Source organism: Amycolatopsis orientalis DSM 43388 (assembly GCF_000411975.1).
Lineage (GTDB): Bacteria > Actinomycetota > Actinomycetes > Mycobacteriales > Pseudonocardiaceae > Amycolatopsis > Amycolatopsis orientalis_D.
On record NZ_ASXG01000145.1, the window covers coordinates 18,303 to 34,036 of the forward strand.

A 15,734-nucleotide genomic window follows, 5' to 3' on the forward strand; every position below is an offset into this window, starting at 1 on the left:
TCAACACGATGGCGAACTACACCGCCGCTGACGTGAAGCGCCTGCGCGAGATGACCGGCGCGGGCATGATGGACTGCAAGAAGGCCCTCGAGGAGAACGACGGCGACTTCGAGAAGGCCGTCGAGTTCCTGCGCATCAAGGGCGCCAAGGACGTCGGCAAGCGCGCCGAGCGCGCCACCGCCGAGGGCCTGGTCGCCGGCGACGGCGGCGTCATGATCGAGCTCGACTCCGAGACCGACTTCGTCGCCAAGAACGACGAGTTCCAGCAGCTCGCGGCGAAGATCGTCGAGACCGCGAAGACCCTGAAGACCAGCGACGTCGAGGCGCTGAAGGCCGCCGACCTGGACGGCAAGCCGGTCAACGAGGTCGTGCAGGAGCTCTCGGCCCGCATCGGCGAGAAGCTCGAGCTGCGCCGCGTGGTGTCGTTCGAGGGCCAGACCGCGATCTACCTGCACCGCCGCGGCTCCGACCTCCCGCCGGCCGTCGGCGTGCTGGTCGAGTTCACCGGCGACGACACCGAGGCCGCCCGCGGCGCCGCCATGCAGGTCGCCGCGCTGCGCGCGAAGTACCTGACCCGCGACGAGGTGCCGGCCGAGATCGTCGAGAACGAGCGCCGCATCGCCGAGCAGACCGCCCGCGAGGAAGGCAAGCCCGAGCAGGCGCTGCCGAAGATCATCGAGGGCAAGGTCAACGCGTACTACAAGGACAACGTGCTGCTCGAGCAGCCGTCGGTCAAGGACAACAAGAAGACCGTCAAGGCCCTGCTCGACGAGGCCGGCGTGACCCTGACCCGGTTCGCCCGGTTCGAGGTCGGCCAGGCCTGAGCGAGGCACTGGGACTAGGTTCTGGCACTGTGCCCCGTCTCCGCGCGTCGGGGACGGGGCACAGTCGGGTCTACCGAGGGGCAGGAGGCGACAGACATGGGTGAGGACCGGGTCGAGGGCGGATACCGCCGGGTGCTGCTGAAACTGGGCGGCGAGATGTTCGGCGGCGGCGCCGTCGGAGTCGATCCCGACGTCGTGCACTCCGTCGCCCAGCAGATCGCCGACGTCGCGCGCACCGGGGTGCAGATCGCGGTGGTGATCGGCGGCGGCAACTATTTCCGCGGCGCGGAACTGTCCCAGCGCGGCATGGACCGTGACCGCGCCGACTACATGGCGATGCTCGGCACCGTGATGAACTGCCTCGCGCTGCAGGACTTCCTCGAAAAGGAAGGCCTCCCGACGCGCGTGCAGACCGCCATCACGATGGGCCAGGTCGCCGAGCCCTACATCCCGCGCCGCGCGGAACGGCACCTCGAGAAGGGCCGCGTCGTCATCTTCGGCGCCGGCGTCGGCATGCCGTACTTCTCGACCGACACCGCCGCCGCGCAGCGCGCGCTCGAACTCGGCTGCGAAGCCGTCCTGATGGCCAAGGCTGTGGACGGCGTCTACACCGCGGACCCGAAGACCGACCCGGACGCGAAGATGTTCACCGAGATCAGCCACCGCGAGGTGCTCGAGCGCGGCCTCAAGGTCGCCGACGCCACCGCGTTCAGCCTCTGCATGGACAACAAGATGCCGATCATCGTGTTCAACCTGCTCACCGAGGGCAACATCGCCCGCGCGGTGGGCGGTGAGAGGATCGGCACGCTGGTCTCGACCCCCGCCGACGAGGCGTCCGCCTAGACCTGCTGGGATCAAGCTCAGGTCCGACAACACAACACCGGGAGTAGCCGTGATCGACGAGACCCTCCTCGACGCCGAGGAGAAGATGGAAAAAGCGGTGTCCGTCGCGAAGGAAGACCTCACGTCGGTGCGCACCGGGCGGGCCCACCCGTCGATGTTCTCCCGCATCGTCGTCGAGTACTACGGTGCGCCGACGCCGCTGAACCAGCTGGCCAGTGTCAACGTGCCGGAGGCCCGGATGGCGTTGATCAAGCCTTACGACCAGTCGCAGCTGAACGCCATCGAGAAGGCGATCCGCGAGTCCGACCTCGGGGTCAACCCGAGCAACGACGGCAACGTCATCCGCATCGTCATCCCGCAGCTCACCGAGGAGCGGCGCAAGGAGATGGTGAAGGTCGCGAAGGGCAAGGGCGAGGACGCCCGCGTCTCGATCCGCAGCGTCCGCCGCAAGGCGAAGGAAGAACTCGACCGCATCGCCAAGGACGGCGAAGCCGGCGAGGACGAGGTCGCGCGCGCCGAGAAGGAGCTGCAGAACCTCACCGACACCTACGTGCACCAGGTCGACGAGCTGGTGAAACACAAGGAAGCCGAGCTGCTCGAGGTCTGATGAGCCAGGTGAGCGAGGAACGCGACGAGCGGGTGAGCGACACCCCGCCACCGGGCCCGGCCGCCGAGCCGGACCCGGTTTCGCGGCTGGAACCGGCTCCGGAACCCCCTGCCGTGCAGCGGAAAGCGGAAACCGTGGCGGACGCGCGTGCGGAATCCGGCGCTGCGTCGGGGAAGCAGGCGGAAACCGGGAGCGGATCGGCGAAGGGCGTTCCCGCGGGCGGACCGAACGAGGGCGCGAACGGCGTTCCCGCGGGCAGGCCGGACCAGGGCGGGAAAGCCTCGCGCGAGCCGGGCAAGGGCGCGAAGGGCGTTCCCGCGGCCGGACCGGGCAAGGGCGCGAAGAGTGTTCCCGGCGTCGGATCGGGCAAGGGTGCGAAGGGCGAAGGCGACCCCGCGAACGGTGGCACGGCCGAATCGGAGAAGGGGGCGTCCCGGGCCGGGCGCAACCTTCCCGCGGCGATCGGCGTCGGGCTGCTGCTCGGGGCCGCGATCATCGTTTCGCTGCTCACCGTCCGGTTCCTCTTCATCGGGGTCATCGCCGCCGCGATCGCGGTCGGCACGTTCGAGTTCTCCGGCGTGCTGCGCCGGGTCGCGGACACCAAGGTCGCGCTGATCCCGGTGCTGGTCGGCGGGCAGGCGATGATCTGGCTGGCCTGGCCGTTCGGCCGGGAAGGCGCGCTCACCGCGTTCGTGCTCACCGTCCTCGCCTGCCTGCTGTGGCGATTGCCCGGCGGCGCGAAGGGCTACGTGCGCGACGTCAGCGCCTCCGTTTTCGCCGCCGCGTACCTGCCGTTGTTCGGTGCGTTCGCGGCCATGCTCGTGCCGCCGCACGACGGTGTCGGGCGGGTGCTCACCTTCCTGATCGCCGTGGTCGCCTCCGACACCGGCGGCTACATCGCCGGGGTGCTCGGCGGCAAACACCCGATGGCGCCCACGATCAGCCCGAAGAAGTCCTGGGAGGGCTTCGCCGGTTCGATGATCGCGGGCATCGCCGCCGGCGTGCTCACCATCAGCCTCATGCTGGACGGCCACGCCTGGCAGGGCGCGATTTTCGGCGCGGCCATCGTGCTCACCGCGACGCTCGGCGACCTCGTCGAATCGCTCATCAAACGCGACCTCGGCATCAAGGACATGGGCACGTTGCTGCCCGGCCACGGCGGCATCATGGACCGCCTCGACTCGCTGCTGCCCTCGGCCGTCGTGTCCTGGCTGCTGCTGTCGGCCTTCGTCCCGGCCTGAGTTCTCAGTCGTCGTACGGGTCGTCGACCTCGGCGCGGCCCACGTCTTCCAGCACCCGCGAGTGGTCGATCACCGCGAACACCGCGCCGTCCGGATCGGCGAGGATCGCGGTGCGGCCGAACGGGGTGTCGTACGGCTCGATCACCACCGAACCGCCCAGCATCAGCGCCTCGCCCGCCGCCGCGTCCGCGCCGCGCGCGGGGTCGATCTCGAAGTAGACGAGCCAGTGCGGGGGAGTGTCCCGGCGGTATTCGGGGCCCATCACGTAGCGGTACAGCACCGCCGTGTGCTCGATCGAATATTCCGCGTAGTCGACGCTTTCGCCGTCCCCGACCTGACGGCTCGAGTAGTTGAACAGCTTGGTGTAGAAGTGGTCCGCGGCCACGCCGTCGTGCGTGTTGAGGTCCGCGCCGCTGAACGTGTTGGGCACTCCGCTCGCGAACTGCCAGTCCGGCGGGGCTTCCCAGAACACCACCGGGGCGCCGCACGCGTCGATCGCGTGCAGGATGCTGCCGCGCTCGGGAATCGCGACCGGCCCGAGCGTCACCTGGCCGCCCAGGTGCTCCACCCACTCGGCCGCGCTCGCCGTGTGCGGCACCGCGAGCTGCAGCGTCCAGCCGGGGGCGCTGCGGGCCCCGGCTTGGTACAGACCACCGGCGGCCACCCCGTCGGCCGAGGCGATGGAGTACCGCCCGGTCGGCGACGCGGGATCGCGCCGGGTCTCGTAGTCCCAGCCGAAAAGGCGGGAGTAGAAGTCTTGCGTGCGAGCTTCGTCGTGGCACGCCACCTCGACCCAGCAGGGCAAACCTGCGGGGATCGTGCGGGAGCCTGGCCAGCCGGTCGACATTGCGTTTCTCCTCCCCGACGAGGGAGAAGTCTATTCGGCGGAGCGGGGTTCTACGCTCTGAGCGGGAAAGCTGCCGTGCCCGTCGGCGCCCCGGACCGGAGAGGAGTGCCGTGCGCTGGTTGTTCCGCGGTCCGGCGGCGTCCGAAGAAGTCGTCCCCAGCCCGAACATCTGGTACTACCAGCCGGTCTACGCCGTGGAGAACCAGGCGCAGGACGTCGACGGCGAGATCTGGCGCGTGCTGCGCGAAGAGCGCGACTGGACCGGCCTGGATGTCCTCGATCTCGGCTGCGGCGACGGATACCACCTGCCGCTCTTCGCCGAGGACGCGCACTCGGTGCTCGGAATCGAACCGCACCCGCCGCTCGCGCGGGACGCGGAGCGGCGGGTGCGGGATCTGGAGAACGTGCGGGTTCGCGTGGGGCGAGCACAGCGGCTGCCGGTGGACGACGCCAGTGTGGACATCGTGCACGCGCGCACCGCGTACTTCTTCGGGCCTGGCTGCGAACCTGGGTTGCGCGAAGCGGAACGGGTGCTGCGGCCCGGAGGATCGATCATGATCGTCGACCTCGACGTGACCAGCGAGCCGTACGGCGGGTGGATGCGGGCAGATCTGCCGCGCTACGACCCGCCTGCGGTGGAACGCTTCTTCGCCGCGCAAGGCTTCAGCTGCCGGCGCGTACGCACGCGTTGGCGCTTCGCGGACTTCGCCGCGGCGGAATCAGTGTTGAAGATCGAGTTCAGTGCGAAGGTCGCGCAGCGGGCGATCGCTGACACGCGCCGCCTGAACCCGGGATCGGGCGAGGTGACGCTGCCGGTGGGCTATCGCGTGCATTGCCGCGTCAAGCCCACCGGCCTCGTCCTGCCCGGTCACTCGGCCGCCTCGCCCGGCTCGTCGGACTCCTCGACCTCGCCGAGGATCGAGTAGATCGACCGGCGTGCCTCGTTGAGCACGTCCACCGCGCGCGCCTGCTGGTTCTCGCTGCCGGCGCGCATCACCTGCACGACCGCCGCGGCGAGCGTCGCGCCTGCCTTGCGCAGGTCGTGCTCGACCGGTTCGACGTCGTCGGTGAAGTGCTCCCACGGCGGGGTGCCGGTCTGCTGTTCGGCAGTCGTGCGCCCCTCGTCGGTGAGCTCGAAGAGCTTCTTTCCGCTCTCGTCGCGGCTCACCACCAGGCCCTCGTCGGCCAGCATCTGCAGGGTCGGGTAGATCGAGCCGGGGCTGGGCCTCCAGAGCCCGCCGCTGCGCTCGCTGATCTCCCGGATGATCTCGTACCCGTGCCGCGGCTGTTCCGCGAGCAGGACGAGGATCGCCGCCCGCACGTCGCCGCGCCGGCCGCGCCGGGAGCCCCGGCGTCCGCCCGGACCGTGGCCGCGTCGTCCGCGTCCGCCGGGCCCGAAGGCGAATTCGCCGAATTCCCGGCCCCACGGGCCCAAGGAGGACCGTCCGCGCTGGTCGTGTTCTCCGTGTTCGTGATGTCCGCCGGGGAACGAGCGTCCGCCGGGGAAGGGGTGTCGTCGTCGGTTCATGGTCTTGGGTTCCTTTCTCGAACTGTTGCGACACGTTCACGATATATCGGAAACGGTCGGTTGGCAACCGTGCCGACAGTCCCCCCGGCATCCCGGGACCTGGACGACCGGGGAGGACGGCGGTCGGCGATACTCGAAGCACTAGCGAAAACACCCGAACGACCTGGGAGACCCGACCTCCGATGCTGGACCGTGCGGTCATCGACGCCCTGTTCCCCGCGGATCTGCCCGAGCCTGAGCACTGGGAACAGCGCTATCCGGCCCGTCAGCTGCCCGACGGCGCGAAGGTGACCCGGTTCGGCCCGTCGCCGACCGGCTTCGTGCACATCGGCGGCATCTACGTCGCGACGATCGACCAGGACGTCGCGCGCCGCTCCGGGGGCCGCTACCTGGTGCGCGTCGAGGACACCGACCAGTCGCGCGAGGTCGAAGGGGCGCTGGAGCAGTTCGAGCGCGGCTTCGCGTACTTCGGGCTGCAGGCCGATGAGGACGCGGTGCGCGGCGGCGACTACGGCCCGTACCGGCAGTCCGAGCGCGAGCAGATCTACCTCACCTACGTACGCCACCTTCTGCGCGAAGGCCGCGCGTACATCGACTTCGCGACGAAGGACGAGCTGGCGTCCATCACCGCGCGGCAGCAGGCCACGAAGCTCCCGACGGGCTACTACGGTTCGTGGGCGATCTGGCGCGACGCCGACCCGGCCGACGTGCAGGCGAAGCTCGACGCGGGCGAGCCGTGGGTGGTCCGCTTCCGCGCGCCCGACGACACCGGGCAGCGCGTGCGTTTCACCGACGCGATCCGCGGCACCATCGAGGCCGAGGCCAACCGCAACGACGTGGTGATCCTCAAGAGCTCCGACCAGAGCCCGCGGCTGCCGACCTACCACTTCGCGCACGCGGTCGACGACCACCTGATGCGGGTGAACCTGGTGATCCGCGGCGACGAGTGGATCTCGTCGGTGCCGACGCACCAGCAGCTGTTCGAGGCGCTCGGGTTCGAGCCGATCCAGTACGCGCACATCGCGCCGCTGATGAAGCAGGAGGGCGGCAGCAAGCGGAAGCTGTCCAAGCGCAAGGACCCGGAAGCCTCCGTCGACTTCTACCTCGAAGCCGGCTACCCGGTCCCGGCGGTGTTGTACTACCTGCGCGGCCTGGCGAACGGACGGCTCGCCGAGATGCCGCTGCCCGAAGCGCTCGACGCGCCGATCAACCTCGACGAGTGCGGTGTCGCCGGTCCGCTCGTGGACCTCGTGAAGCTGGACGACCTCGCCGCCGACTACGTCGCGACGCTGTCCGGCGAGGAGATCCTCGCGGCGGTGCTGGAGTGGGCGCAGCGGTTCGACCCGGAGCTCAAGGCGGTCTTGGAGTCTTCGCGGGAGCTGGCGTTGCGCGCGCTGGCCGTGGAGCGCGAGGGCGTCGAGAACCCGCGCAAGGACCTGAAGAAGTGGAGCGAGTTCCGCGCTGTCTACGGGTTCTTCTTCCCGCAGCTGCACCAGGCGGCGACTGGTCCCGACGACGAGCGGATCGCGGCGCTCGGCGTTCCGGCGGACGTCGTGCGCGCGGTGGCGTCGGACTTCGTGTCGGCCTACCAGCAGCTCGACGACGGCCAGGAGTGGTTCCAGCAGATCCGCGACGTCGCGGCGAAGCACGGGTTCGCCAAGAACGCCAAGGAATACAAGAAGGACCCGGACGCGTACCCCGGTTCGATCCGCGAGGCGTCGCAGATCATCCGGATCGCGATCACCGGGTCGACCCGCAGCCCGGACCTGCACTCGATCACGCAGGCGCTGGGGGCGGAGGAAACGTTGCGGCGCTTCGGCAATCTGGTCGGCTGAGCCGGCGACGGCCCGCACCGGATCCGGTGCGGGCCGTTTTCACGGCCGGTTCAGATAGGTCAGCACCGCCAGCACGCGCCGGTTGCCGGTCTCGTCGTCGGTGATGCCCAGCTTGCCGAACAGCGATGTCGTGTACTTGCTGATCGCGCTTTCGCTCAGGAACAGCCGTCCGGCGATCGCCGCGTTGGACAGGCCTTCCGCCATCAGCTCCAGCACCGAACGCTCGCGCTCGGTCAGCGAGCCGAGCCGCTGGTCCGGCGACCCGCTCGTGAGCAGCTTCGAGATCACCGCCGGGTCCATCGCCGTGCCGCCCGCCGCGACGCGTTCGAGCGCGTCGATGAACTGCTCGGCCTCGAAAACGCTGTCCTTCAACAGATATCCGACGCCGCTGGCTCCCTCGGCCAGCAGCTCGCGGGCGTAGAGCTGTTCGACGTGCTGCGACAGGATCAGCACCGGCAGTCCGGGCGTCTCGCGGCGCGCGGCGAGGACGGCACGCAGGCCCTCGTCCGTTTGCGTCGGCGGCATCCGGACATCGACCACGGCGACGTCCGGCCGGTGTTCCCGCAGCACGGCGACGGTCTCCGGGCCGGTCGTCGCGGTCGCCACCACCTCGTGGCCGTATGCCTGCAGGAGCCGGACCAATCCGTCCCGCAGCAGGTAGAGGTCTTCGGCTACGACGATGCGCATGGCACCATCATCCACGCCCGGGTCGGCCCGCCTTCCGGGCTGGTGAGTTCCAGGGTGCCGTCGAAGACCGCGAGGCGGCGGCGCAGTCCGGCGAGCCCGCCGTCCGGACGGATCCCGGCCCCGCCGCTGCCGTCGTCCTCGACCTCGGCGCACAGCCGATCTCCTTGCCACCGCAGGGAAATCCGCACGTGTGCCGCGCGAGCGTGCTTCACCGCGTTGGCGAGCAACTCGGCGATCCCGAAGTACAGCGCGGATTCGATCGGCGGATCGAGCGGATGCGGAAGATCGGCTTCGACGGTCACGTCCACCGGCATGTCCATCGCCATCGCGCGGACCGCGTCGACGAGCCCGCGTTCGTTCAGCACGGGCGGGCTGATGCCGCGGACCAGTTCGCGCAATTCGGTGAGCGAGGTGGCCGCGCCGGCCCGGGCGTCGCGCAGCAATTCCTTGGCCTGCTCGGGATTCGTCTCCATCAGCTTCTCCGCGGTCGCCAGCGCGAGGCCGAGCGCGACCAGCCGGGCTTGCGCGCCGTCGTGCAGATCCCGTTCGATGCGGCGGATTTCCGCGGCCTGCGCGATGGTCGTGTCCGCGCGCAGGGCGGTCAGCGTGTCGACGCGGTCCGCCAGTTCCATCGCCGTGGACGCGCCCAGGAACCGCGTGGCCACCGGGCGGACGCTCCGCCACGCGTACGGCGAGGTCGCGATCGTCACCAGCAGACCGGCCAGGTACCCGCTGGGGAGGCTCGTCAGAGCCAGGAAGGCCACACCGAAGCCGAGCAGCGGCACGCTCGCGACCAGGCCGAACGAGAACGGCGCGAGGACGACGAACCGCAGGTCGCGCCAGGTCGCCGGGTCGTGGCGCCAGTTCTTGAGCCGCTGTTCGCGCCGGGCCTCTTCCTGGGTGCGCGAGTAGGAGTGGCCGTTCCACCAGTAGCCGGTCGAGAGCTGGGTGACCGGCGGCAGCTCGCGGTACCCGGGCGGGAGCACGGTTCCGGTCCATCGGGCGACCAGCGCGCGGGTCATCCGGCACACCGGCCGCGCCAGCAGCAGCGTCCCGATCGCCGCCCAGGCGAACGGCGCGATCCACGACCACGGGCTGCCGCCCCAGAACTGCCACAGGGCCACCGCGGCCGCCCATACGGCCGGGATCAGCAGGGCCACGCCCGCCGCCTGCGCGGAGCGGCCGAATCCCCTCCAGCAACCGCGCACCCAGGACCATAGCTGTCGCATCGTTTCTTCCCCCTGTCCATCCGGCTTCGCGGTCCACTGTGCACCACGAATCGCCGGATTCCCGCCTCCGCGGGACAGGAGTGGGTCTGGCCCCACCCCCTCGTGCGGCCAGGCCCATACCGGGTCCGGCCGCGGCTTCCTAGCGTTGCTGGCACAACGGGAAACCACAAGGGAGAACACTGATGCAGACCATCGAACGCGGCGCCGCCCGGGACCGGCTCGGCTTGGCCAAGGGATTCGTCGCGGCTTACGGAGTGGTGAGCGCGGTCGTCTTCGGAGCGATCGCGGCTCGGGCCCTCACCGGCGGAGAGGTGTCCAGCTTCATGTGGATCCGGTCGGGGGTCGTGGTCGCCAGCGCCGTGGTCTCGTGGTGGCTGCTTTCGGCCGCGGCGAGGGGATCGCGTGCGGCTTACCTGCGGATGCGGCTGATCGCGATCGTCGCGCCGGTCGCGATCGTCGGCGTCGACCTGATCCCCGGCGTGTGCCCGCTCTGGTTCCTGCTGGCGCAGACCGGCTGCGCGATCGTGCTGGCGGGCGCGGCGGTTCCGCTCGCGCGGCTGCGGGCTACGTTCCCGAAGTGAACCTCGGGACCAGCCGGATCCGGGTGTCGAGGTTCCGTTCGACCGCCGAACGGCTCGACAGCAGGGGGAACGAGCCGCCGGACGCCCACAGGTCGTGCAGGTCGCGGTAGTGCGGGCTGCGCGGGTCGCCGGACTGGCCGGGCGCGTTGATCGCCCGCGAGGCGTCCCACTCGCCGACGTCGAGCGCCATCTTGAAGGTCGCGCCGATGATCTGCTGGTAGGTGAGCGGATGGAAGAACGACGGGTGGACGGTCTGGTAGTCGCCGCCGACCGGAGTCGGGCCGACGTCCGGCCCGCCTGCCGGGTGCCCGAACTCCTGGTACTGCAGCGAACCCCAGCGCCATTTCGCCGGGTCGCTGCCGAGTTTTCCGGCGACGTCCCGGAAAGCGAGCGGGAGGGTGCCGAGGATCAGCTTGTCGCGCTTGGCCGCGCCGCCGGGGCCGAACCACGCGTCCGGGTCGGCGAAGGACGCGAGCACGAGGCTGAAGTCCGGGTTGATGGTGCGGGAAAGAACGTCCGCGGCGGCTCGCGGGAGCATCGTGTGCGCCCAGCCGCCGTGGAGGTACTTCAGCAGCCACGGTTCGTACAGCGCGGCGGGGGCGGAATCGACCGACGCGACGCCGTCGAAGCCCCGCAGCAGGTCGAGCGCTTTCGCGGTGTCCGGGTCAGCCGAGGAAAGGTTCCGCAGGAACGGGACGAGACGCGTGGCGAGCAAGGACTTTTCGTCGCGCTGGATGGCGAGCGAATCGGCGTCGACTTGATCAGCTCGTCGATCCGCTCCTTGCGGTAGGGCAGCTGCCATTCGTAGTTGGACACCACCGGGAAGCCGGGCGGCAGGTTGTAGTCGTTGGCGGAGGCGAAGAATCCGGACGGCGGGTTGTGCTGCCACGGGAGTTCGGAGTTGGCGTGGAAGCCGTTCCATTCGTAGCGGCCGTCGCCGGGTACGGGCAGCAGGCCGTCGTATCCGGCCCCGGTGCGGCGCGGGGTCAGCGCGCCGGGGACGTAGCCGAGGTCGCCGTGGACGTCGGCGTAGACGAGGTTCGACCCGGGCGCGCCCCACGTGCGCATTCCGGCGGTGAACTCGGCGAAATCGCGGGCCCGCTGGTAGTTGAGGCTGCCGAGATAGGCCGCGCTGCCGGGTTCGGTCCACACGGTCCGCACGGCGAACGCCCGGTGCGCTGCTTCGTCGACCTTCACGATCGGGCCGTGCCGGGTGAAGGACAGCTCGCGGGTGACCGGCGGCTGGCCGAGGACCGGGATGGTCTCGGCGACCTTGGCGATCGGTTCCCAGCCGCCGCGGTAGCGGTACCGGCTGCGGTCGGCGGGGTCGAGGTCGTAGACGTAGAGGTCGGTCTGGTCGACCGGCAGGTTCGTGAGGCCGAAGGCGACGGAATCGTTGTGGCCGATGGCGATGCCCGGGTTCCACGGCTCGCCGGCGCCGGTGAGGTCCAGGCCGGGCGCGGAAAGCTGGGCGACATAGCGGCCGGACGGCAACGCGTCGGCGCCGCGGTGCGGGTCGTTGGCGAGGATCGGCCGTCCGGTGGCGGTGCGGTCCGGGCCGATCGCCCACGAGTTGCTGCCGCTGGTGGCGTCGGCGAGGTCCTTCGGCCCGGCGACGCCCTTCGGGAACGTGACGGCCGCGGTCGCCTTGTCATACACGGAAAGCACGTCGCCGGGGACTGAGCAAGGGTCGAGGCCTTCGGGCACCGCGGCCTCGTGGTCGGGATGCAGGCCGCGGAGGTACTTGCTCGCGTTCGGCCCGGCCTGGCACACCATCTGGGCGCGGGCGACCTCCCACATGAGGTTCTCGCCGATCGCGTGCGTGCGGATGCGGACGACGTCCTCGGGCCGCCACCTCGACGGCTGGTAGGCCAGCCGGCCGAACTCCGGCGGGACTGCCTCGGGGTGCCGGGCGAGCCAGTCGACGTAGGAGTTGATCCCCTCGGCGAACCGGGTGGCGGCGAGTTTCGCTTCGGGACCGTAAGCGGCCCATTCCTTGCGCAGGTCGCCGCGGTAGAGGAACAGCCGGGCGGCGCGGTCCTGGTCCACATAGGACTCACCGAGGACCTCGCTGAGCAAACCGAGCCCGCGGCGGCGCCAGGTGTCGAGCTGGAAGAGCCGGTGGCGCGCGACGGTGAATCCCTGTGCGTAGAACAGATCCGCGGTGTTGGCGGCGTAGATGTGCGGGACGCCCCATTTGTCGACGAGCACGTCGACCGGACGGGAGAGGCCGTCGAGCGCGATGGCGGGGCTCGCGGACGCGGCCGGGGCGGTGCCGAGCAGCGTCAGAACGAGTATCAGGACGGCAGCTTTGGACCGCATTTCCCACCCCCGGCAGCAGCGTTGACCCCGCGCACGCTAATCGCGGCGGGCGCGGGGACCCACCCCTGAACAGGACGGATAGGGGGAACCGGACGGCCGGTGGGCGTCAGTCCCGCGAGACGCTGCCGATTGCTTCGTCCAGAATGGACAGTCCGAGGTCGATTTCGCTCTCCGCGGCGGTCAGCGGCGGAGCGATCCGGAACACCCCGCCCATCCCGGGCAGTTGCACGATGTTCATGTGCAGCCCGAGTTCGAGGCATCGTTGCGTCACGCGGGCGCCGAGCTTGTCCGCGTCCGGGCCGTCGCCGCTCAGTTCCAGCCCGGCGAGCAGTCCCCGGCCGCGGATGTCGCCGACTGCTTCGTGTCGCGCCGCGATTTCCTCCAGGCCGGTGCGCAGCCGGGTGCCGAGTCGGCGGGCGCGTTCGTCGAGGCGGTCGCGGAGCAGCACGTCGAGCACGGTGTTTCCGACGGCTGCCGGGAGCGGGTCCGACACGTGCGTGGTGAAGAAAAGATACCCGCGTTCATGGGCTTCCTGCTCGATTTCCGCACTGGTCAGCACCGCGGCGAGCGGCAGTCCGGCGCCGAGCGTCTTGGACACCGTGAGGAGGTCCGGGACGACGCCCTCGTGCTCGAAGGCGTACCAGGTTCCGGTGCGGCACAAGCCCGTCTGCGCTTCGTCGAGGATCAGCAGCATGCCGCGTTCCCGGCATTTCCGTTGCAGCGCCGGGAAATACCCTGGCGGCGGCACGAGGATTCCGCCGGAGCTGAGGATCGGCTCCACCAGGCACGCGGCGAGGCTGCCGACCGACTGCGCGTCGATCAGGTCGAAGGCCAGGTCCAGCTGCCGCGGCCAGTCCGGCCCGCTGGGCACGGGGATCGCGAAGTTGCCCGGCGCGCCCGGGCCGTAGCCGGTGCGGCCCGCGCTGTAGGTGGCGCTCGCCGCGGCCTGGGTCATCCCGTGCCAGGACCGGGCGAACGAGACGACCTCGTGCTTGCCGGTCACCAGCTTGGCCATCCGCAGCGCGGCCTCGTTGGACTCGGCGCCGGTGGTGAGCAGCAGCGCCTTCTCCAGCGGATCCGGCAGCGTTTCGGCCAGCCGCCGGGCGAGGTCGACCACCGGACGGCTCAGCATCCCGCTGAACAGGTGGTCGAGCTTCGCGGCCTGCGTCCGGACGGTCTCGACGATCTCCGGATGCGCGTGCCCGAGGATCGCGCTCATCTGCCCGGACGTGAAGTCGAGGATCCGCCGCCCGTCCTCGGTGAAGACGAAGCTGCCCTCGGCGCGGTCGATGATCTCGCCGGTGAACGAGCCGGGGCCGGCATAGCGGACGAGATGCTGGTCGACGTCGGACCAGAAGGTGTCGGTGGCCATGGCTTCGACGGTAAGGCCGTTCCGAGCGCCGCGTCCATCTCACAGTTTCCGCTTGCCTGTGCGATCGAGTCGAACAACGATGAGGTCATGCTGAATCCGTGGCGGCTACGGCTGCTGAGCCGGCTGGCCGTGCTCGGCACGGTGCGTGCGGTGGCGCAGGACGTGAATCTCAGCGCGTCGACGGTGTCGCATCAGCTCGCGCTGCTGGAGACCGAGACCCGCACCCGGCTGCTGGAACGCACCGGCCGCCGCGTCCGGCTGACGCCCGCCGGGGAGAAACTGGCCCGGCAGGCGCGCGCGATCCTCGACCATCTCGACGCGGTGGAGGCCGAACTGCGCGGCGACGAACCGGCCGGGCTGGTGCGGATCGGCGCGTTCCAGAGCGCGATCCACACCTTCGCGGTGCCCGCCGCGACCCGGCTCGCCCGGGCTTATCCGCGGCTGGAAACCGAGCTGGCGGAACGGGAACCGCACGAAAGCGTCCCGGCGCTCCGGGCGGGCGACAGCGACGTCATCATCACCACCACCGACTTCGCCGACCTGCCGCTCGGTCCTGACCTCGAGATCATCCGGCTGGCGACCGACCCGATCGTGCTGGTCACCGCGCTCGAGCGGCCGGAGCGGCCGGGGCCCGCGGTGCTGGCGGACTACGCGAGCGAACCGTGGGCGCTCGACATTCCCCAGTCGTACATGGCGAATCTGACGCTGCGGCTGTGCCGGGAGTCGGGGTTCGAGCCGCGGGTGGTGTGCCGGTTCAGCAACTACCTGATGACGCTGCAGCACGTCGAGGCCGGGCTGTCGATCGCGTTGCTGCCGGGGCTGGCGGTGGACCCGCGATACCGGGTCGCGACTAAGGCGTTGGCGACGCCGGTGACGCGCACGATCGTCGCGGTCACCCGGCGAGGTTCGCCGCGGCGGGCGGCGGTGAATGCGGTGCTCGATGCATTGCGGCAGCCGGTCAGACTTCCCGCGATGGTGGAACAGGCTGGTCGCTGACGGCGGCTGAGCCCGGCAGGGGCGCGGTCGGGGACACCCCTGCCGGGACGAATCACTCGCTGTGCCGGGAGCGGCGGCGCAAGAGGAACGCGCCGCCCGCGGCTGCCACGGCCGCGCCGCCGATGGAGAGCGCGATGGCCGGGTTCCCGTCCGCGCCGGTGTTCGGGGCGGGGACGGCATAGCCGCCGCCCGCGCCAGTCTTGTCGTAAGCCGAGCCGGGGAGCTTGTCGCCGTAGCGCTTCTGGAGCTCGGCGCGGTAGGCCGCCAAGGTGACCCGGGTGCCCGCCGGAACGCCGGAGACCGCGCCGTCGAGGACGGTCACCGTGTCGCCGTTGACCGAGTACCAGGCGTTGACCTGGGGTTCGTGCAGCAGGTAACCGCCGTGGGCGGCCGCCGCGTGGACCTGCTCGTCGTTGCCGGAAGCGACGTTGATGACCTGCCATCCGGCCTTGCTCGGCTGCGCCCACACCGTTGCGGCCCGGCCGTCGGCGAGGTGGGCCGGAGACGCGACGTAGGCCAGGGTGGCCGGGACGTCGGATTCGCCGTTGATGAAGGCCGCGGTCGGTTCGTAGACCGGGATCTGGGTGGTGGCGTCAGCCGCGGCCCGGGTGGCGTGCGCGGCCGCCGGCACCGCGCCGGGGAACTTCGTATGCGCGAGACGGGCGGCGGTGTCTGGGCTGGCGAGCAGGCCGGAGATCGCGGCGGTGTCCGACGGGGACGGCCCGGTCGGCGACTCGGCGGCGGACGCCGGGTTCGCGGCGAACACGGCGGCGGCGATGGCTCCGGAGGCGACAGTCGCGCGGAGGACGGTTCGCAGCATGA

13 protein-coding genes and 2 pseudogenes are annotated in these 15,734 nt (G+C 70.6%); 8 read left to right on the forward strand and 7 right to left on the reverse strand.

Annotated features, from left to right (window positions below):
* Positions 1-8 precede the first annotated feature (8 nt).
* The 4 genes and pseudogenes from tsf to L942_RS29030 form a co-directional block, all read left to right on the forward strand.
* Positions 9-824, forward strand: a complete 816-nt coding sequence (gene tsf, locus L942_RS29015; RefSeq protein ID WP_037366646.1) for a translation elongation factor Ts — start codon at positions 9-11, stop codon at positions 822-824.
* Positions 825-920: 96 nt separating this feature from the next.
* The gene (gene pyrH, locus L942_RS29020) at positions 921-1,667 is read left to right on the forward strand and encodes a UMP kinase (RefSeq protein WP_037366649.1); all 747 of its coding nucleotides are present in this window, start codon (positions 921-923) and stop codon (positions 1,665-1,667) included.
* Positions 1,668-1,716: 49 nt separating this feature from the next.
* The gene (gene frr, locus L942_RS29025) at positions 1,717-2,274 is read left to right on the forward strand and encodes a ribosome recycling factor (RefSeq protein ID WP_037366654.1); all 558 of its coding nucleotides are present in this window, start codon (positions 1,717-1,719) and stop codon (positions 2,272-2,274) included.
* A 422-nt stretch (positions 2,275-2,696) separates the two neighbouring features.
* Positions 2,697-3,515 (forward strand): annotated as a pseudogene (locus L942_RS29030) (phosphatidate cytidylyltransferase); the annotation flags it as partial.
* 4 nt (positions 3,516-3,519) lie between these two features.
* Here L942_RS29030 and L942_RS29035 read toward each other — a convergent pair.
* Positions 3,520-4,362, reverse strand: a complete 843-nt coding sequence (locus tag L942_RS29035; protein WP_037366666.1) for a VOC family protein — start codon at positions 4,360-4,362, stop codon at positions 3,520-3,522.
* A gap of 110 nt (positions 4,363-4,472) precedes the next feature.
* Between L942_RS29035 and L942_RS29040 the strand changes: the two genes are divergently transcribed.
* On the forward strand, positions 4,473-5,288 hold the full coding sequence (locus tag L942_RS29040; RefSeq protein ID WP_051166326.1) for a class I SAM-dependent methyltransferase: 816 nt from the start codon (positions 4,473-4,475) through the stop codon (positions 5,286-5,288).
* Here the strand turns inward: L942_RS29040 and L942_RS29045 are convergent.
* Complete coding sequence (locus tag L942_RS29045) at positions 5,231-5,890, reverse strand: PadR family transcriptional regulator (RefSeq protein ID WP_200862959.1); 660 nt, start codon at positions 5,888-5,890, stop codon at positions 5,231-5,233. The two genes, L942_RS29040 and L942_RS29045, sit on opposite strands and share 58 nt — an antisense overlap.
* A gap of 182 nt (positions 5,891-6,072) precedes the next feature.
* Between L942_RS29045 and L942_RS29050 the strand changes: the two genes are divergently transcribed.
* Positions 6,073-7,725, forward strand: a complete 1,653-nt coding sequence (locus L942_RS29050; RefSeq protein WP_037366669.1) for a glutamate--tRNA ligase — start codon at positions 6,073-6,075, stop codon at positions 7,723-7,725.
* A gap of 39 nt (positions 7,726-7,764) precedes the next feature.
* Here L942_RS29050 and L942_RS29055 read toward each other — a convergent pair whose 3' ends face one another.
* Positions 7,765-8,412 (reverse strand): response regulator transcription factor, encoded by a 648-nt coding sequence (locus tag L942_RS29055; RefSeq protein WP_037366672.1) that lies wholly within the window; start codon positions 8,410-8,412, stop codon positions 7,765-7,767.
* Entirely contained in the window at positions 8,397-9,641 is a 1,245-nt protein-coding gene (locus L942_RS29060) for a sensor histidine kinase (protein WP_037366675.1), read from the reverse strand. Before L942_RS29060 ends, L942_RS29055 begins: the two co-directional genes overlap by 16 nt.
* A 182-nt stretch (positions 9,642-9,823) precedes the next feature.
* Here L942_RS29060 and L942_RS29065 point away from each other — a divergent pair, with 182 nt between their 5' ends.
* Positions 9,824-10,222: a hypothetical protein gene (locus L942_RS29065; RefSeq protein ID WP_037366677.1), complete on the forward strand. Its 399-nt coding sequence runs from the start codon at positions 9,824-9,826 to the stop codon at positions 10,220-10,222.
* Here L942_RS29065 and L942_RS29070 read toward each other — a convergent pair.
* Together L942_RS29070 and L942_RS29075 are read right to left on the reverse strand one after the other, a co-directional pair.
* Positions 10,206-12,544: pseudogene (locus L942_RS29070) on the reverse strand (penicillin acylase family protein). The gene L942_RS29065 and the pseudogene L942_RS29070 sit on opposite strands and share 17 nt — an antisense overlap.
* 106 nt (positions 12,545-12,650) lie before the next feature.
* Complete coding sequence (locus L942_RS29075; protein WP_037366679.1) at positions 12,651-13,916, reverse strand: aspartate aminotransferase family protein; 1,266 nt, start codon at positions 13,914-13,916, stop codon at positions 12,651-12,653.
* A gap of 87 nt (positions 13,917-14,003) precedes the next feature.
* Between L942_RS29075 and L942_RS29080 the strand changes: the two genes are divergently transcribed.
* Complete coding sequence (locus L942_RS29080; RefSeq protein WP_037366682.1) at positions 14,004-14,912, forward strand: LysR family transcriptional regulator; 909 nt, start codon at positions 14,004-14,006, stop codon at positions 14,910-14,912.
* 52 nt (positions 14,913-14,964) lie between these two features.
* Here L942_RS29080 and L942_RS29085 read toward each other — a convergent pair whose 3' ends face one another.
* Positions 14,965-15,732 carry an LPXTG cell wall anchor domain-containing protein gene (locus tag L942_RS29085; RefSeq protein ID WP_037366684.1) on the reverse strand — a complete coding sequence of 256 codons (768 nt, stop codon included), beginning with the start codon at positions 15,730-15,732 and terminating at the stop codon, positions 14,965-14,967.
* Positions 15,733-15,734: the final 2 nt, after the last annotated feature.